This window comes from Rickettsia sp. MAE-05 (assembly GCF_057319745.1).
The window spans coordinates 511,830-530,911 of the sequence record NZ_JBLTIO010000001.1 but is presented as its reverse complement, the minus strand read 5'-3'; the positions used below and the strand labels follow the sequence as shown (position 1 = coordinate 530,911).

Genomic DNA, 19,082 nt, shown 5'->3' with positions numbered 1-19,082 from the left:
AATAATAAAATAAAAGAGCCTATAATACTACAGGTTTTTTAAAAAATATCTCAAAAATTTTGTAGTGAAGTGATTATGAACCAAGAATATATTAAGGTACGCGGTGCTAAAGAGCATAATCTAAAAAATATAAATGTTGATATTCCAAGGAATAAATTTGTTGTTATCACCGGTCTTAGTGGTTCAGGCAAGTCTTCTTTAGCTTTTGATACTATTTATGCAGAAGGTCAAAGGCGATATGTTGAAAGCTTATCTTCATATGCAAGGCAATTCTTGCATTTACAAAATAAACCGAATGTGGAATCTATTTCTGGATTATCGCCTGCTATTGCAATTGACCAAAAAACTACTTCTAAAAATCCTCGCTCTACGGTTGGAACTATAACGGAAATTTATGATTACCTTAGGTTATTATATGCAAGGGTGGGTATTCCTTACTCTCCGGCAACCGGTCTTCCGATACATAGCCAAACAGTTTCTGAGATGGTAGATATAATTAATGAACTACCTAAAGGCACGAAAGTATATTTACTTGCTCCTATTGTTAGAGGACATAAGGGGGAGTTCAAACGTGAAATTATGAATCTGAAAAAGCAAGGCTTTCAGAAATTAATAGTTAACGGTGAAGTTTGTGAAATTGATGATTTACCGAAACTTGATAAAAATAAGAAGCATAATATAGAAGTCATCGTTGATAGAATAGTTCTAGACGAAAGTTTAGGTAATAGGCTTGCAGATAGCTTAGAGAGTTCGTTAAATCTTGCCGAAGGTATTACTTATTTAGAAATTGTAGAATTACCGCCGGCAGTTAAGACCGAATTTGAAAAAAATCAGCGTATTACTTTTTCCGAAAAATATTCTTGTCCGGTATCCGGTTTTCAGCTTACTGAAATAGAGCCTCGAATTTTTTCTTTTAATAGCCCTTTTGGAGCATGTCCTAAATGTGAAGGAATAGGTAAGGAGTTTTTCTTTGATAGAGAATTAATTGTTCCAGATCAAAGAATTTCTATTAAAGACGGTGCAATAGTGCCTTGGGGTAGCACATCTTCTAAATTTATCCTAGAGACATTAAAGGCTCTTGCCGATCATTATAAATTTTCTATTGAAGTACCTTTTGTAAGTTTATCACAAAATGTTAAGGATATTTTATTTGAAGGTTCAGGAGAAGAAGCAATAAAATTTGAGTTTCACGACGGTTCTAAAACGCAAATAATAAAACAACCTTTTGCCGGTATAATACCAAGTTTGCAGGAAAAGGACCGTACTATAGAGTCGGTTTTAATTAAAGAAGAACTAGCTAAATTTAAGTCAGAACATAAATGTACTGCCTGCTCAGGGTTTAGATTAAAAGACGAAGCATTATGCGTTAAAATAGCGAATTTTCATATAGGCGAAGTAGCAGGTATGAGTATTGCAGCCTTGCAAAAATGGTTTAGTCACTTAGAAGAAAAATTAAATAAAAAGCAATTATTTATTGCTGAGCGTATACTCAAAGAAATTACTGAGAGATTAAAATTTCTTATGAATGTTGGGCTTGATTATCTAACGTTATCACGAGAAGCAGGTACTTTATCGGGAGGGGAAAGTCAGCGTATTCGTCTTGCATCTCAAATAGGATCAGGGCTTAGCGGTGTTTTATATGTACTTGATGAGCCGTCTATCGGTCTTCATCAACGAGATAATACAAGATTAATTGAGACACTAAAAAGGCTTAGAGATCTAGGTAATACCGTTTTGGTAGTCGAGCATGACGAAGAAACAATGTATGAAGCTGATCATATTATTGATATAGGACCGGGAGCCGGTATTCACGGCGGTCGTGTTATTGCAGAAGGCAATGCAGAAGAAATAAAGAATTTTGAAGAAAGTATTACAGGTAGGTATCTAAGTGGTCGTCAAACAATCAAAGTACCATCTGAAACAAGAGTAGGGCATGATAATAGGTCAATTGAGTTACTTGGGGCGGTTTCTAACAATTTAGATAATGTTGATATCAAAATTCCGCTTGGTACGTTTACCGCTATAACGGGAGTATCGGGAAGTGGTAAATCAAGCTTGATGATTCATACTCTATATAAAGCGGCTCTAAAGCATTTAGAGCCGACTAGCAAAGTATTTCCGGGAAAATATAGAGAATTAAAAGGACTTGAATATATTGATAAAATTATCGATATTAATCAATCCCCGATAGGTAGAACTCCTCGTTCAAATCCTGCGACTTATACAGGTGCCTTTACCCATATTAGGGATTGGTTTGTGGAATTACCTGAATCAAAAGCTAGAGGGTATAAAGTAGGCAGATTTTCGTTTAACGTTAAAGGCGGTAGATGTGAAGCATGCCAAGGTGACGGGCTGATTAAAATAGAGATGCACTTCTTACCTGACGTATATGTAAAATGTGATATTTGTAATGGTCACAGATATAATAGAGAAACACTTGAAATAAAATATAAAGGCAAATCTATTGCCGATATTTTGATGATGACGGTAGAAGATGCAATGCAATTTTTTGAGAAAATCCCGTTAATCTATGAAAAACTAATTACCTTAAATGAAGTAGGTCTAGGCTATATTAAAATCGGTCAGTCTGCTACTACTCTTTCAGGCGGTGAAGCACAACGCGTTAAGCTTGCTAAAGAATTATCAAGACGTTCAACCGGTAAAACGCTTTATATACTTGATGAACCGACTACGGGGCTACATATTGACGATATTAATAAATTGCTGAAAGTTTTGCATAAACTCGTTGATATGGGTAATACCGTTTTAGTTATCGAGCATAATTTAGATGTTATAAAAACGGCAGATTATATTATTGACGTCGGTCCTGAGGGCGGTGACAAAGGCGGTAAGATAGTTGTATGCGGTACTCCTGCCGATATCGCTGCTTGCAATGATAGCCATACAGGCAGATATTTAAAGCAATATTTGGAATAAGTCTAGTGCCTATGATCGTGGTGGTGGGTATAGAAGCCTAGAGAAGAAAGTGCATTTGAGAATTCAGAGTTAGGAGTTATTTCGTTTGGTATTCCGCTACAACATATATGACCGTTTAAGCATATCACTTGATCGGAGTTTTTTATTACGGTAAATAAATCGTGAGAGATCATAAAGACCGTAATATTTAGCTTTTTACGAATCAGATTAATAAGCTGATAAAATTCCTGCTGGCTTGTTACGTCTAAAGATTGCAGCGGTTCATCTAAAATAATTAAGTCAGGATTATTAACTATTGAACATGCAAGAACTACCTTTTGAAACTGCCCTCCTGAGAGCTTAGAAATTTCTTGATCTTTTATATGTTCCAAATCAATAAATGAGTTAATCTCTTTAATATTGTTATTAAAATTACTTGGTGCTAACAAATCTAAAAATTTTTTCACCGTAATAGGTAAATCAGGGCTTAGGTCGAACTTCTGTGGTACATATCCGATTTTTAATTTGGAATCAATTATAATCTCGCCGCTTGTCGGTTTTTCAAGCCCAAGCATTAACCGTACTATGGTAGTTTTACCTGCACCGTTAGGTCCGATTAAAGTAGTGATATTGTTTTTTTTGACGGTAAAGCTAACGTTATTTATCGGCAATTTATTACCGAATTTTTTAGATACGTTACGAAACTCGATTATAGGTTTTTGCAAGATAATATTTTGTGTTTAAAGTTTTATTCCTAGCTAAAAGCGTGGTTGTTGCATGGTTCGTTTTATGTCATTCCTGCGAAAGCAGGAATCCATCATAAAGCGAGATAAATCGAGCTTTTAATTTTAAAAATTTGTTGTATTTATACTTTTTTGGATTCCTGCTTTCGCAGGAATGACATCAAGCCGTTTCGCGAGCCGTGCAACAACGCCTATGATTGCTCGCAATGACGGTTTAATGTGAGTAAGCCATGACATTATGTAGAATAAATGCCGATTAATTCAGTTTCAGCTAGTAAATGTTTTTGTAGAGCCAGCACTAAATCTTGTTTGCTAGCATTCTCATCAAGTTCAAGATAATCATTTAGAGCGTATAGTTTGAAAAAATAACGATGAGGTTTACCGGCAGGTGGACAAGGACCTCCGTACTTCTTTTCTTTCCAGCTATTATCTAAAATTTTAATATTGCTATCTATTTGTCCTTCTGAAAGCTCAGTAATAGAAGCAGGAATATTATATATTATCCAATGATCCCATATACCGTGCGGTGGTGCTATTTCTATTGGTGCATCAGGATCATCCATGATAAGCACAAAAGATTTAGTATCTATAGGAGCATCACTCCACTCTAAATGCGGAGAAACATTCTGTCCTTTACAAGTAAATTTATCAGGAATACGCTCATTATGCTTAAACGCCGTACTTGTTATTATGAAAGTCATAGATTGTTCCTTAGGAATCGTCATCCCGTGATTTATTCACGGGATCCAGTAAAAAATGTACACTATAAGTTGTTGTTTTTCTGGATACCGTGGACAAGCCACGGTATGACAGTTAATTCACAACTTGCCATTGTCCGTCAGGTTGGCGGCATGCGTTACCGTATGCTTTTTGTTGTTTTCCGCCTATTACAACTGTTTGAGTGTACTCACGGCAATATTGACCAGTGCTATTTCTATAAGTTTTATTAGGTGTTACGTAACCATGATTACCGTTATCCGGATTACGCCATTCTACGCTAGTGCCGCTAGGTGTTGCTTCTAAAGCTCTTTGTGAAGTGAGTTCAGCAAGTCTTCTATCCTGCTCATCCATACCTGCACCTATTTGTCCACCAAGAACTGCCCCAAGTAATGCACCTACACCTACTCCGACAAGCTGTCCTTTGCCCTTGCCGAATTGAGAACCAAGTAATGCACCGCCGGCACCGCCAAGAAGTGTTCCCGTACCTTGTTTATTCATACCGCCTGGACCGTTACAGGCTTGTAACATAGAAGCTGCAAGAGCTATAATCATAATTTTAGATAATAGTTTCATATAAATTGTCTCTTATTAAATATATAATATAATAAGTATATGGTTTTTAGAATTTTGTAAAGTTAAAACTAGATTCTGCAAACAAAATTTAAATTATTTGTATTTTAAAATATTATTTTTAATTTTGTTCACGGAACCTAATTATAATTGAATTTTATATTTTCTTTGTTAAACTACAAAAAATAAATTGGAAAGATTCGTTATGGATACTAATAGCCGTAATCGGTTAATAAAATCGGCATCTTATTTATCGGTTACTACGGCATTAATTATTTTAAGTATAAAATTATACGCTTGGGTTGTTACCGATTCGAATCAATTCTTGCTTCTTTAATTGATTCAATGCTTGATATAACTTCTTCCTTTATTAATCTAATAGCTTTAAGATTTGCCCTGCAACCGCCCGATCATCATCATCGATTTGGGTATGAAAAAATGCAGGATTTAACAATTTTTTCTCAATCGATATTTTTCTTTGCTTCAGCTTTTTTGTAGGCTTTTCTTCGGTCAAATCTTTATTTGAAAAAACAAAACCGGAGAATATCAGTGACGGTACTACGGTAATGTATGTATGTATATTCTTAACAATTATTTTAGTACTTTATCAAACTTATGTAATTAAAAAAACAGGATCGGAGATAGTAAAAGCCGATAAGCTTCATTATTTCACAGACTTATTAACTAATGTTATAGTAATTATCTCTATAAATTTAAGTGATTATTTTTGGTTTGTTGACCCATTATTTGGTGTAGTTATTTCGTTATATATATTTCACTCTTCTTATTCTTTATTTAAAAAGGCATTTAAAAATTTAGTCGATCATGAATTACCTGAACAAGATAGACAAAAAATTATCTCGATAGTTAATAACCATTTAGGCGTAAAAGGTATGCACGAAATGAAAACTAGATATGCCGCTCAAAAAGCTTTTATTCAGTGTCATTTGGAAATGGACGGCAATATGTCGCTTTATAATGCTCATAAAATTAGTGATGAGATTGCTTTTGAAATATTGCAGGAATTTCCGGAGGCTGAAATAATTATCCACCAAGATCCTTTTGGAATCGAAGAACACGTAAATTACCGTGAATATATTGTTAGATAAAAAAACGGATTTTAATAATTTTTTTATGGAGCAAGCTTTAAAACAAGCACGGATTGCTTTTGATAAAAATGAAGTTCCGGTCGGAGCGGTGATTGTAGATAGGTTAAATCAAAAAATCATTATTAGTAGTCATAATAATACCGAAGAAAAAAATAACGCTCTTTATCATGCTGAAATTATTGCTATTAATGAAGCATGTAATCTTATATCTTCTAAAAATTTAAATGATTATGATATTTACGTTACTTTAGAACCTTGTGCTATGTGTGCGGCAGCTATAGCTCATAGCAGGTTAAAACGTTTATTTTACGGGGCTTCTGATTCCAAGCACGGAGCAGTCGAAAGTAATTTACGATATTTTAACAGTAGTGCTTGTTTTCATAGACCGGAAATATATAGCGGAATTCTTGCCGAAGATTCGGGGCTATTAATGAAAGAGTTTTTTAAGAGGATACGATAATCATGGTAGAACTGTTGATACCGGAGTCGTCATTGCGAGCAGCTGTAGGCTGCGTGGCAATCTCATGAAATAATAACAAACTCCTGAGATTGCTTCGTCGACGCCTATAGCGTCTTCTCGCAATGACGATTTAGGTATCCACGCACGCAAGCCTCTCGCAAGAATGACATAAAGAAGTAAGAAAACATGTTAAAACTATTAACCCCCTATTATTTTAATAAATTATCAAAGGTTATAATACCTATATTAGCTATATCTACTTTTGTCATGATGATTATAGGTCTTTATTTAGCTCTAATAGTTTCGCCGGTAGATTATCAACAAGGGGAGTTTGTACGCATTATGTATGTTCATGTTCCTGCTTCTTGGATGGCCCTTGGTATTTATATTTTCATGGCAGCATGCAGCTTTAGTTATTTAGTATGGAAAACTACTATTAGCTATTTGCTAGCCGTAGCTTCTAGTTACGTTGGAGCTACTTTTACTTTGATTAGCTTAGTAACAGGTTCTTTATGGGGAAAACCTATATGGGGAACATGGTGGGTTTGGGATGCAAGACTTACCTCTATGCTCATATTATTTTTATTATATCTAAGCTATATTATCATAGTAAATAGTGCGGATAATATAAGAAAAGCACAAAATCCTGCTTCTATTATTGCTCTTATCGGACTGATTAACATACCGATAGTAAAATTCTCGGTAAATATTTGGTATAGTCTGCATCAGCCTGCTAGTGTTTTAAGGCTAGGGAGTCCAACTATTCACTCTTCAATGCTAAAGCCTTTAATTATAATGTTTATCAGTTTTATATTATATTTTCTATTAGTATTACTTTTAAGAACTTCTATATTAATCGACAAAATCAAAAACTACTAGCTGCGAGTAGTTGTTATTTGCTTCTCTAATTTAATGATCCGTAGTTTTTTAAAATAATTTTCTGCTGGACAGTAAGTCGTATTTATGCGACAATATAATTATCTGAAGGCTAACTCTTAACATATGCAAAAAACTAAGCAAATACAATTTTTTATAACAGACAGTGGTAAATCTTATATTAAAGATTGGTTAGAGAAATTAGATGTTGAAACGCATAGCAGAATTATTAATAGATTAGTTCGTTTAGAATATGGAGTTTATGGGGATTATAAACAGATCAAAGGAAGATTATATGAGCTGAGATTCTTCTTCGGCAAAGGTTATAGAATATATTTTACTGAGAAAGATAACAAAATTATTCTTCTGCTAAATGCCGGTAGTAAAGATACTCAGGGTAAGGATATTAAAAAAGCTTTGGAAATAATAGAAAAAGTTTATAAATAAATTAGGTGTTATATGGAAAAATTTACAGATTATTTAAAAGAAAAATTACAAAATGAGGAAGTATTAGTAGCTTATATTAACGAAGCTTTAGAACAATATTCCTTAGATCATAATAAGGAGTTATTCCTTGCTACTTTAAAGGAAGCAATTATAGCAAGAGGCGGTGTAGCGAAAATATCTGAAGAAGCTCATATAAATAGGCAACATATTTATAAAATGCTATCTAGTAAAGGCAATCCAAGTTTTGACAATATCGGTTCTTTATTAAATACTCTAGGGTTGCAGTTGAAAGTCGAAACACGTGCTGCATGTTATAATAATACTTTCTAATACCTACTCTCACTACAATAGAAGTATAAAATGACCTATGTTATAACTGATGAATGCGTAAAATGTAAATATACCGATTGCGTTGACGTATGCCCTGTAGATTGTTTCTACGCGGGTGAATTTATGCTAGTTATCAATCCTGATGAATGTATAGATTGCGGTGTATGTGTTCCTGATTGTCCTATAGATGCTATCAAACCCGAATCACCGGAGTTAATAGAATGGGTAGAACGTGCAAAAGATTTTATAGAAAATAAAGGATGGAAAAATATTACCAAGAAAAAGCCTGCCTTACCTGATGCCGATAAATTTAAAGATGAGAAAAATAAGTTTAATAAATATATAAATAATATGAATTAAATACATGTGTTTATTTTGTCACAAAACTTTATAAAAGCTTTATTATATGAATCTAATTACCGATTAAATATAGAACTAAAAAATATAATATGTTATATATGCCATTAAAGATAATGTTTAATTATTTAATTTGAGGTGCTAACCATGAAAAAGTTACTTTTAATAGCTGCTACAAGTGCAACAATTTTATCTTCTAGTATATCATTTGCCGATGACATGGGTAATGATTGGTATTTAAGAATAGATGCCGGTGCAGCAATGTTTAATAAAGAAAAAGATAAGGCAACTGGTGTTAAATTAAAATCTAATACAACTGTTCCTGTTGATTTAGGTATCGGTTATTATATTTCCGAAAATTTTAGAGCCGATTTAACTTTAGGTACTATAATAGGTGGAAAGTTAAAGAAATCTGGAGCTGCGACTAATGCACCTTTTACCGGTACTAACATTTCAGCAAGCCATAAACCTACTATTACACGTTTACTTATTAACGGTTATGTAGATTTAACTAATTTTGATATGTTTGATGTTTTTGCCGGTGCCGGTGTTGGTCCTGCATTAGTTAAAGAGAAAATTACATATAATGGTATAACAGGTCTTTCATCTAACACTAAAAACAGAACTAATATCTCTTACAAGCTAACTTTAGGTACTTCTGCACAAATCGCCGACGGTGTTAAAGCAGAACTAGCTTATAGCTGGATAGATGACGGTAGAACAAAAAGTAAGAATGTAATTTACCAAGGAACAAGTGTACCAACCGGTGGCATGCGTTATCAAAGCCACAACTTAACAGCCGGTATAAGATTTGATATATAATTAACAAGAATATATTAATAGTTTTAGGTAAGTCGTCATTGCGAGCAGCCATAGGCTGCGTGGCAATCTAGAAAAAATAATAAAAAAATTCTGTAAATCAGAATTTTTTACTGGATTGCTTCGTCAAAACTTGCAGTTTCTTCTCACAATGACGATGAGGTCAACCCGTGCAATTAGCTAGGATGACAACTCAGAAATGTCACTTAAAACTATTTTTTATCGAATTTAGGTAAAAATTATTATCTAATATCGTTTTTACTAACAACTAATAAAATTTAAAGGAAAAATTTAACAATATGAAAAAATTACTTTTAATAGCAGCTGCAAGCACAGCACTTTTAACTTCCGGTCTTTCATTCGCTGATTGTGATATGAATTCTTCCGTAGATTCCTCTACTAATTCATCGATGTCATCATCTATGGAAAATCAATGGTATTTAAAACTTAATGCCGGTGGCGTGATTTTTAACAAAACAAAGCCTTCAAATAGCAGTGTTAAGTTAAAATCCAATACGGGTTTTACCGGTAATATTGGAGCAGGTTATTATATCATGGATAATTTAAGAACTGATTTTACAATTGGAATGGTAACAAATAACCACATGAAAAAGTCTACAAATGTTTCAGCCTCTAGCTCTACTGTTACTACTGTACCATCAGTTATTTCAGCAGGTGGACAACTTATTATTAATGGTGTTGTGATTCCAGGAGGTGTACTTACAAGTGGTCCTGGTGGCACTACCACTACCACCACTGCTACTACAGTATCAGTAAAACATAAACCTACTATTGTAAGTGCATTACTTAATGGTTATGTAGATTTTATTGATGTAAGTATGTTTAAAGTGTTTGCAGGAGCAGGTGTCGGTGCTGCGTTAGTAAAAGAAAAAGTAAATATTTCAACTAAGACTGTTGCTAATAATAATGTTATTAGTAGTACTAATTTTTCAGGAACCACTAAAAACAAAACCAACTTTGCTTATCAATTATCTTTAGGGACTTCATTTGAAGTAGCACAAGGTGTGAAAGCAGAACTAGTTTATAGCTGGACAGATTACGGTAAATCAAAAACTAATACTAAAAATGTTGCCGGAAATAAGGTTAAATTTGGTGGAACCCGTTATAAAGGTAATAACTTAATGGCAGGATTAAGATTTGATATGTAATTAGATCTCAAATCTTTTTATAAGCGATTAACACGAAAAAGGAGTCTTTAATTAAAGACTCCTTTTTTTGTTTGTATATGCCATAAATTATAGCTAGGGTTAAATAAAAATGGTATGATATTTGTCATCCCGTGGCTTGACCTATAGTACGGGACAATTTTTAAAAAGTCCTCGATGTCATCCCCGCGAAAGCGGGGATCCAGGCTAAAAAATCTTAATTTTAAAGATTTTTTATTATATCGTTTTTGGCAAAAATAGATGTTAAGTGTAGATATTGTAACAACACAGAAGAAGTAATAAAGTCAGGATATTCAATTTCAAAACAACAGAGATATCAATGCAAGCGGTGTAATCGATATTTTCAATTGGAGTATATTAATAATGCATCTAAGCCTGGAGTTAAGGAGCAAATAGTAGAAATGTCAATCAACGGCTCTGGAGTTAGAGATACAGTAAGAGTATTAAAAGCGGGTATCAATACAGTTATCCGTGTTTTAAAAAAATCTAGTATTAAAAACAATAAATCATTCTATCAGTACAACAAAAGTAATTATTGCTCCTGAGATAGATGAACAATGGTCTTATGTACAGAATAAATCCAGACAACGATGGCTTTGGTATGCCTTGGATAAGATTTCGTTAAAAGTAGTTGCTTATACGTTTGGTACAAGATGTGATAGCACATTAGAATCATTACTGAAAAAACTAGAGAATTTCAAGGTGACTTTTTACTATACAGATGGATGGGGGAGTTATAGGTTATTAGACCCTAAAAAGCATATTATCAGTAAAAAATACACTCAACGGATAGAACGAAGTAACTTGAACCTTAGAACGAGATGCAAGAGGCTTGCACGTAAGACAATCTGCTTTTCCAAGTCATTGGATATTCATGATAAGGTTATTGGTACTCTTATTGAACGTATAGCTTTTTAATAGGCGTAACTGCAATATGGAGGCATGACCCGTTTTTTTAAGATTAAACTTTAAAAAAGCTTTAAAGTACTGGATTCCCGCTTTTAGCTCACAACTGTCCGAAGTTAAAATGAACAAAAGCTATTTAATAGCTAAAAATGGTATTTTTAACGTAAAACACTAAAAATACTACCAGCAATAGTTGTAAAAACAATTGCTTACTCTACTTATTTTTCAACTTCGGACAGTTGTGCTTTTAGCTAGGAATGACATATAATAAAAATTGTCCGGTACTATAGGCTTGACCTAGTAGTAGTATTATTGATAAAAATCGAGTGGTATTTAATATTTCAGGTAACAAATATAGGCTAGTAGTTCATATAAGATACGATTTACAAATTATATACATAAGATTTGTGGGAACGCATGCAGAATATGATAAGATAAATGTTAAGGAGATTTGAGTATGGAAATAAATATTATAAAAACAGAAAAAGAATATGAAGAAGCATTAAAAGAACTAGATAATTTATTATATGCAAAAGAAAATTCTTCAGAAGTGGAAAAGTTAGAAATATTATCAATATTAGTAGAAAATTATGAGAATAAACATTATAAAATAGAAGCACCTGACCCAATTGAAGCAATTAATTTTAGGATAGAGCAGCTTGGACTTTCTAGAAAAGATTTAGAAAAGAGCATAGGCTCAAGAAGTAAAGTATCTGAAATTCTTAATAAAAGAAGACCTCTTACTTTATCTATGATTAGAAAATTACATAAAAATTTAAATATTCCAGCGGATATTTTAATTCAAGAAATCCACAAGAAGAGAGCATGACTTAATTCTCATACTTTAGGTTTTTCTTTGTAAAACGTTACGTTCATTTGATGTATTGCTTCAAAGCCTAAATAAATTTTAATACGTTCCAGAATAATATCCTGATAATAAGGTAGTTCTGCTGCCGTAGCATTATCTTCTGCTTGTATAAATAGCGTATTAATTTTCTGTTTTTTGTAAGTATATGTGGTGATTTTTAAAGGTAATGCTTTAGTGCTGAAATTAAACCCGACTATTTTATTCCAGTTAATCATGATTTCAGGCAGCAATGGATGTTGTTTGGCAAATATACGTCTAACTATTTTATCGATATCCTCTTTAATTAGCTTCATTTTAATAAACTCTGCACTGTTAAAGTTATGACGGCTATTGCAAGCATTATAGATATTACGGGAAAATATAAAGATGTAACCGATATAATCATTAAAAATATATTACAAACTGCTATAATCGATACTACTTGTTTATGAGACTTACCTTTTTGTACTGCTTTTTGAAAAAAATGCTTTAGATGAGGCTGCCAAATTTTTTCTTTATTGAGTAGCCGAATTAATATGGTTAGTACGGCATCGGTAATGTAATATAAACTAGCAATAGCACAAGATATAAATAAATTAGTGCTTGTAAGAGCAAGCAAGAGTAAGCAAAGACCCGTTAAGAATCCAAGGCTAATACTTCCCACATCTCCTAAAAATATTTTTGCCGGATGCCAATTAAATATTAAAAAACCACAAGAACAACCAAGTATAATGACATTTAGAGTTATTACAAAATATGGATTATTAATAGCCGAAAATTGTAAAAAACATAATATAAGCATAGTGCTAGATAGGTGGATAGATTCCACGCAACTCATACCATCTATACCGTCCATAAAATTATATATATTGATAAAGCCACTTAAAGCTATAACTAAAATAGAATATATTAGTATATGAATGGAATTTACCTGCGAAAAAAGAAAAATAGCAAAAGCTGCACAAATTAAGTGGAATATTAAACGAATTAGAATAGGTACGGCTTTTAAGTCATCTAAAAAGGAAATCGAGGCAATTATCAATAATAAAGGTAATATTTTTATTGAATTAGCAAGGTTATTGCTCGTTATATATTCAAATCCGCTCAAAGCAATCATTACGACAATTACAATAGCAAGACCGCCGCCGCGTGGTGTTATCTTATCATGAGAGCGACGGCTACTCGGTACATCAACTAAACCGATTGCAGGAAGATATTTAGTTAATATATATGTTAATATAGCGGTCGCTATAAAAGAAAAAATAAATAATGTGCTATAGCTATTTATATTCATAGTAACATATTAGATTTAAAACTATAATATTTGTTATTACTTATAATGACATGATCATGTACCATAATATTTACGGTTTGGCATGTCTCTACTATCTTATTTGTCATATGAATGTCGGCTTTTGAAGGTTCAGGGCTGCCGCTTGGATGATTATGCACAAGTATAAGGCTGCTTGCTTCATTAAATAAAGCTCGTTTAATTATCTCACGTGGATATACTGCAGCTTGGTCTATAGTTCCTTGACTTAAAACCTCATCGGCAATTAAAATATTTTTCTTATTCAAAAATAATATACGAAATTGCTCTAGTCGCATATTACCCATATTAACTTTTAAATAATCAATCAAAGAACTCCAAGAAGCAATAATATTTTTATTTATTATTTTTTGTTTCAATACTCTATTTATCAACTCACGTATTAAAGCAAAATTGGTATATAAATTTTCATTGGTGCCTTTAATACTAAGTAGCCTTTCCTTATCAAGGTTAATTAAATCCGTAATATCAAAATGATCCAAGTAATTTTTTAGCAAGAGGTTTTACGTCTTTACGAGGGATAGCAGAAAATAACATTACTTCAAGTAATGCATAATCGGAAAAACGTTCTGCTCCAGCAGCGACGAAGCGTTCTTTTACTCTTTTACGGTGACCTATATAATGAGGCGTATCATCATTACTAAATTCTATCAAATTATTTTCTAACATTCTTTATGTTTACTCAAATTTGTTGCTGATGTCATTCCTGCGAAAGCAGGAATCAAAGAAATAACCTATAATTATTAGTACAAAATACATATAAAAAACAAGTTTTTTAATATGTTCTGTTGGATTCCTGCTTTCGCAGGAATGACATCAAACCGCTGTGCCAAACCATACAACAAAATCAATTTTTATCCTATAGTTTAGTATGGAGGATAATCAAGTTTTTTTGGTGATAACGTAAATATTTCAAAGCCGTCTTTGGTCACGCCTATAGTATGCTCAAATTGAGCCGATAATGATTTATCACGTGTAGTAACCGTCCATCCATCTAATTTACTTAATATAGTATCATAATTACCGGCATTTATCATAGGTTCAACGGTGAAAAACATCCCTTCTTCTAACGTTAGACCCGTACCGCTGCGACCGTAGTTTAATATTGACGGTTCGTCATGAAACACTCTTCCGATACCGTGACCGGTATAATCTCTAACCACCGAATAATTATGCTTCTCAGCATAACTTTGAATAGCATGTCCGATATCACCGAGTTTAGCACCGGGTCTAACTACTTCTATCCCTTTCATCATCGCATCATAAGTGACCTGTATAAGACGCTTTGGCTTAATTGCTACGTCACCGACATAATACATACGGCTAGTATCGCCGTACCAACCGTCTAAAATTACCGTAACGTCGATATTTACAATATCACCATTTCTTAAAGGCTTATCATTTGGAATGCCGTGACAAACTACATGATTTATAGAAGTGCAAATCGATTTCGGAAAGCCTTTATAATTTAACGGTGCAGGAATGGCATTATGAGAAGTAATAAAATTATGACAAAGGTCATTTAAACTATTAGTAGTGACGTTCGGTTTTACGTAATCAGTAATAAAATCGAGCGTCTCTGCAGCTAATTTTCCAGCTAACCGCATCTTTATGAAATCTTTTTCCGTGTGGATTTTTATGGTCATGTTTAATTTAAATTCTTTTAAAAAATCATTATACTATAAGTTCTTTTAAAACACTAACTAATTAAGCTTGATGTTTGAATAAATTTAGTATAAAGTATTAGGTAACACTTTATATTTTACTACATGCAATATAATATTATAGATAAGAAAAAAAAGCAATTAGATGAGTTCCGTCCATTAAGCCCTGAATTGGCTAAAAATTTAGACGAATGGTTTAAAGTAGAGCTAACTTATACCAGTAATGCTATTGAAGGCAATACCTTATCACGCGGAGAAACTGCTATAGTTATTGAAAAAGGATTAACTATAGGAGGTAAAACGTTAGTAGAACATCTTGAGGCTATAAACCATGCAAAAGCTTTAGATGTAGTATACAAGCTTGCTAAGAAGAAATATAGTCAAATTACGGAAAAAGACATCTTAGCAATTCATCATACAATTCTTCATGGCATTGATGACTATAACGCAGGACATTATAGACGTGTACCGGTACGTATTTCAGGATCTACCGTAGTAATGCCTAACCCTATGAAAGTACCTGCTTTGATGGCAGATTTTATATCTTGGTTAAGTTCAGTAGAAAAAATTCACCCGATAGAGCTTGCGGCAGAATCTCACTATAGACTTGTAACAATTCATCCATTTTCCGACGGGAACGGTCGTACTGCCCGTCTTTTAATGAATTTAATTTTAATTATGAAGGGTTATCCTCCCGCAATTATAAGACCGCAAGAACGGTTAGCGTATATTACGTCTCTTGAAACTGCACAACTTGGAGGATCAAAAGAGAAGTATCAAAAAATTATTTACAACGCCATTAATCGCTCATTTGATATTTATTTGAAAGCAGTAGCAGGACAAGAAGCATCAGATATTAAAAAGCCGGAAAAATTAATGAAAATTGGAGAACTAGCTAAAGCTATCGGGGAAACTGTTTCTACGATTCGTTTTTGGACTAAGACCGGATTGCTTGAGATTGCGGATATTACTAGGTCAAATTATCAGCTTTATTCCATAGAGGCACTGCAGCAATGTAAGAAAATCCAGCAACTAAAAAAACAAAGACTAACAATAAATGAGATTAAAGATAAGTTATAAATTACTCTTGTATCATTTTAGTAAATTAGTTATATAAACACTATGCTATATTACATAAATAAAATTCTTTCAAACAATAAAGTACAAGCTGTTATCTTAGGGATAATCGGGCTTAGTATCGTTTTCGTTCTCACATCGTATAATATAGACGATCCTTCTTTTAACTCGGTTACAACAGAGTATCCTAGTAATTTAGTCGGAATTCCTGGCTCTTATTTATCAGACTTTTTATATCAATTTTTTGGGTTAGCTGCTTTTATCATACCGCTTGCTTGCTTTGTTTGGGGTAGAAATTGTTGGTATGGAAGATATCGCGGCTCATTTATCCGTATATTTGTAATGTTGCTTGCTCTCATTAGCAGTAGCACATTATTATCTAAGATTAAGCTAGAATTCATACCGGCAAATGCAGGCGGAGCTGTTGGAATAATAGCTTCTAATTTTTTTGAGCGATTTACAAATCAACTATACTTATTATTAATATTTTTTACCTTTATTATATTAGTTGTTTTACTTGAAATTAAATTTACTTCTTTAAGTAATTTTATTATTAAGCTAGGTAAATTTTTAATCTATCGGCTACAATCTTTTTTACATAATATATTTTCACAATTATCTTCAGTAAGATTATTCCCTACTAACAATAATGATAAGATAAATATAACTTCTTCTTACCAAAAGCCTGTAAGTGAAAAAGTAAAATTCACTGAAGAAGCAAAACCCGTACCTGCAAATCCTATAAAATTCTTTAGCAAACCCCCAGCAGTTCCTAAAATATCTCAAAGCGAAATAGCAGAATTGCCGCCTATTTCGTTATTACGTGATCCTGAAAGCCATCATGTAAAAGGGGCTTCTTCCTCAGAGCTTAAGCAAAAAGCTGAAGAGTTATTAACCGTGCTGAATGATTTTGGAGTTAAAGGGCAGATAATTAACATCAATCAAGGACCGGTGGTAACTCAATATGAATTTGAACCAGCAGCAGGCACAAAAACATCAAGGGTAGTAGGGTTATCTGACGACATAGCACGCTCGCTTTCGGCTCTATCGACAAGGATAGCAGTCATACCCGGTAAGAATGTGCTTGGCATTGAGCTTCCTAATAAGCAGCGTGAATTCTTTTGTTTAAAAGAACTGATAGAAACTCCCGAGTACCAAGACAAATCAACTTTATTGCCGTTAGTTTTGGGTAAAGATTTAGCAGGTAAGCCGCTGATTGCCGATCTTGCTAAAATGCCTCATTTATTAGTAGCAGGAACAACCGGCTCAGGTAAATCGGTCGGTATTAATGCTATGATAGTCTCGCTCTTGTACCGCTATACTCCTGAAGAATGCCGCTTTATCATGATTGACCCGAAAATGCTTGAATTATCGGCTTATAACGGAATACCGCATTTGCTAACTCCCGTAGTAACCGAGCCTTCTAAGGCGGTAGTTGCTCTTAAATGGGCAGTTAAGGAAATGGAAAATCGCTATAGAATGATGAGTAATATCGGCGTTAAGAATATCGCAGGTTATAATACAAAAATCTTAGAAGCAGTTAAAGAGAATAGAGTAATTGAGCGTTCGATTCAAACGGGTTTTGACCCTGAAACAGGTAAACCTATTTACGAAACTGTTACGATGAATATGGAAAAGCTACCTTACATAGTGGTTATTGTTGATGAGATGGCTGATTTAATGCTAGTGGCCGGTAAGGATATCGAGATGCTGATTCAAAGGCTTGCACAAATGGCAAGAGCTGCGGGCATCCATATTATTATGGCAACGCAAAGACCTTCGGTAGACGTTATTACCGGCGTCATTAAAGCCAACTTTCCAAGCCGTATTAGCTTTAAAGTTACCTCTAAAATCGATAGCCGAACGATTTTGGGCGAGCAAGGCTCCGAGCAATTACTAGGTATGGGTGATATGCTATTTATGGGGAACACTTCAAAGATTACTAGGGTACACGGTCCTTTTGTAGACGAAGCAGAAATCGAGCGAACTACTGAATATTTAAAAGAAACCGGTGCGCCTGAATATATCTCTGCCGTTACCGAGCAACCTGAAGAAGACGATAGTAGCATTGATATCGGCGACGGCACGTCTGATGAAGTGCTTTACAAAAAAGCCGTGCAGATAGTACGTGACGAACGTAAATCCTCCATTAGCTATATCCAAAGGTCGCTTAGAATCGGCTATAACAAAGCTGCTAATTTGGTCGAGAAGATGGAGAAGGACGGTATAGTTTCACCGCCTAATCATACAGGTAAAAGAGAGATATTACTACCTGAGAGGTAGGAGTTGTTTTTCGTCATTGCGAGCAGGTATTGCCCACGTGGACCTGTTGATCCGTCATTGCGAGGAAATTACGAAGTAATTGACGAAGCAAGGAAGAAAAAAAATTCTTATTTACAGAATTTTTTTAATTATTTCCTGGATTGCAGCAAAGCTTCGCTCCTCGCAATGACGACTTTCAGTATCCACGCAACAATGCCGCCCTAGGCTGCGTGGCAATCTCGTCAAATATCCTGAGATTGCTTCGTCAATTACTCCGTAATTTTCCTTGCAATGACGGCTCGGCTTACATTTATCATTGACATTATTATTAATATATTTTAATAATTGCCGCCGCAATATATTAAATAATGGAAATAATTCAATGACTACTTCTAATACTGGAACCAGATACCCAAGTTACTACATCCCATATACCAAAACTACTTCTAATATAATATCACG

The 19,082-nt window shown here is 33.8% G+C and carries 18 protein-coding genes and 3 pseudogenes; 14 read left to right on the top strand and 7 right to left on the bottom strand.

Annotated elements, in window-relative coordinates; genetic code table 11:
* Positions 1 to 75 precede the first annotated feature (75 nt).
* Entirely contained in the window at positions 76 to 2,937 is a 2,862-nt protein-coding gene (gene uvrA, locus ACNFN7_RS03030; RefSeq protein WP_485440763.1) for an excinuclease ABC subunit UvrA, read from the top strand.
* 2 nt (positions 2,938 to 2,939) lie between these two features.
* On the opposite strand, the gene ACNFN7_RS03025 is transcribed toward uvrA, so the two are convergent.
* From ACNFN7_RS03025 to ACNFN7_RS03015, 3 genes are all read right to left on the bottom strand, one after another.
* Entirely contained in the window at positions 2,940 to 3,641 is a 702-nt protein-coding gene (locus tag ACNFN7_RS03025; protein WP_485440762.1) for an ATP-binding cassette domain-containing protein, read from the bottom strand.
* Positions 3,642 to 3,895: 254 nt separating this feature from the next.
* Positions 3,896 to 4,360 (bottom strand): YbhB/YbcL family Raf kinase inhibitor-like protein, encoded by a 465-nt coding sequence (locus tag ACNFN7_RS03020; RefSeq protein ID WP_485440761.1) that lies wholly within the window; start codon positions 4,358 to 4,360, stop codon positions 3,896 to 3,898.
* 112 nt (positions 4,361 to 4,472) lie between these two features.
* The gene (locus tag ACNFN7_RS03015; RefSeq protein WP_485440760.1) at positions 4,473 to 4,952 is read right to left on the bottom strand and encodes an RT0821/Lpp0805 family surface protein; all 480 of its coding nucleotides are present in this window, start codon (positions 4,950 to 4,952) and stop codon (positions 4,473 to 4,475) included.
* 202 nt (positions 4,953 to 5,154) lie between these two features.
* Between ACNFN7_RS03015 and ACNFN7_RS03010 the strand changes: the two are divergent.
* From ACNFN7_RS03010 to ACNFN7_RS02960, 11 genes and pseudogenes are all read left to right on the top strand, one after another.
* Positions 5,155 to 6,058 (top strand): annotated as a pseudogene (locus ACNFN7_RS03010) (cation diffusion facilitator family transporter).
* Positions 6,039 to 6,518: a nucleoside deaminase gene (locus tag ACNFN7_RS03005; RefSeq protein ID WP_485440759.1), complete on the top strand. Its 480-nt coding sequence runs from the start codon at positions 6,039 to 6,041 to the stop codon at positions 6,516 to 6,518. The pseudogene ACNFN7_RS03010 and the gene ACNFN7_RS03005 overlap by 20 nt, the downstream one beginning before the upstream one ends.
* 186 nt (positions 6,519 to 6,704) lie before the next feature.
* Complete coding sequence (locus ACNFN7_RS03000) at positions 6,705 to 7,397, top strand: heme ABC transporter permease (protein WP_011271618.1); 693 nt, start codon at positions 6,705 to 6,707, stop codon at positions 7,395 to 7,397.
* A 123-nt stretch (positions 7,398 to 7,520) separates the two neighbouring features.
* Positions 7,521 to 7,841, top strand: a complete 321-nt coding sequence (locus ACNFN7_RS02995; RefSeq protein WP_485440758.1) for a type II toxin-antitoxin system RelE/ParE family toxin — start codon at positions 7,521 to 7,523, stop codon at positions 7,839 to 7,841.
* 12 nt (positions 7,842 to 7,853) lie between these two features.
* Complete coding sequence (locus ACNFN7_RS02990; RefSeq protein WP_011271616.1) at positions 7,854 to 8,171, top strand: helix-turn-helix domain-containing transcriptional regulator; 318 nt, start codon at positions 7,854 to 7,856, stop codon at positions 8,169 to 8,171.
* 30 nt (positions 8,172 to 8,201) lie between these two features.
* On the top strand, positions 8,202 to 8,531 hold the full coding sequence (gene fdxA / locus ACNFN7_RS02985) for a ferredoxin FdxA (protein ID WP_485440757.1): 330 nt from the start codon (positions 8,202 to 8,204) through the stop codon (positions 8,529 to 8,531).
* A gap of 144 nt (positions 8,532 to 8,675) precedes the next feature.
* Entirely contained in the window at positions 8,676 to 9,350 is a 675-nt protein-coding gene (gene adr, locus ACNFN7_RS02980) for an adhesin Adr (protein WP_485440756.1), read from the top strand.
* A gap of 296 nt (positions 9,351 to 9,646) precedes the next feature.
* The gene (locus tag ACNFN7_RS02975) at positions 9,647 to 10,516 is read left to right on the top strand and encodes an outer membrane protein (protein ID WP_485440755.1); all 870 of its coding nucleotides are present in this window, start codon (positions 9,647 to 9,649) and stop codon (positions 10,514 to 10,516) included.
* Between the two features lie 245 nt (positions 10,517 to 10,761).
* Positions 10,762 to 11,452 (top strand): IS1 family transposase gene (locus tag ACNFN7_RS02970; RefSeq protein WP_485440754.1). Its coding sequence is split into 2 segments (ribosomal slippage): positions 10,762 to 11,048 and positions 11,047 to 11,452, totalling 693 coding nucleotides; the frame shifts between segments, so codons are not numbered across the junction.
* 296 nt (positions 11,453 to 11,748) lie between these two features.
* Positions 11,749 to 11,895, top strand: coding sequence for a type II toxin-antitoxin system HigB family toxin (locus ACNFN7_RS02965; RefSeq protein ID WP_485440881.1), 147 nt, complete (start codon positions 11,749 to 11,751; stop codon positions 11,893 to 11,895).
* A 2-nt stretch (positions 11,896 to 11,897) separates the two neighbouring features.
* Complete coding sequence (locus ACNFN7_RS02960; protein WP_485440753.1) at positions 11,898 to 12,269, top strand: helix-turn-helix domain-containing protein; 372 nt, start codon at positions 11,898 to 11,900, stop codon at positions 12,267 to 12,269.
* An 8-nt stretch (positions 12,270 to 12,277) separates the two neighbouring features.
* Here the strand turns inward: ACNFN7_RS02960 and ACNFN7_RS02955 are convergent, their stop codons facing one another.
* The 4 genes and pseudogenes from ACNFN7_RS02955 to map all read right to left on the bottom strand — a co-directional run.
* Positions 12,278 to 12,601: a DciA family protein gene (locus ACNFN7_RS02955; protein WP_485440752.1), complete on the bottom strand. Its 324-nt coding sequence runs from the start codon at positions 12,599 to 12,601 to the stop codon at positions 12,278 to 12,280.
* Positions 12,598 to 13,581, bottom strand: a complete 984-nt coding sequence (locus ACNFN7_RS02950; protein ID WP_485440751.1) for an MraY family glycosyltransferase — start codon at positions 13,579 to 13,581, stop codon at positions 12,598 to 12,600. Before ACNFN7_RS02950 ends, ACNFN7_RS02955 begins: the two co-directional genes overlap by 4 nt.
* Positions 13,578 to 14,286: pseudogene (radC, locus tag ACNFN7_RS02945) on the bottom strand (RadC family protein). Before radC ends, ACNFN7_RS02950 begins: the two are co-directional and overlap by 4 nt.
* Before the next feature lie 197 nt (positions 14,287 to 14,483).
* Positions 14,484 to 15,266, bottom strand: a pseudogene (gene map, locus ACNFN7_RS02940) (type I methionyl aminopeptidase); the annotation flags it as partial.
* A 120-nt stretch (positions 15,267 to 15,386) separates the two neighbouring features.
* On the opposite strand from map, the gene ACNFN7_RS02935 reads away from it, so the two are divergent.
* Together ACNFN7_RS02935 and ACNFN7_RS02930 are read left to right on the top strand one after the other, a co-directional pair.
* Positions 15,387 to 16,361, top strand: a complete 975-nt coding sequence (locus ACNFN7_RS02935; protein WP_485440750.1) for a Fic family protein — start codon at positions 15,387 to 15,389, stop codon at positions 16,359 to 16,361.
* Positions 16,362 to 16,403: 42 nt separating this feature from the next.
* Positions 16,404 to 18,641: a DNA translocase FtsK gene (locus ACNFN7_RS02930; protein ID WP_485440749.1), complete on the top strand. Its 2,238-nt coding sequence runs from the start codon at positions 16,404 to 16,406 to the stop codon at positions 18,639 to 18,641.
* Positions 18,642 to 19,082 lie beyond the last annotated feature (441 nt).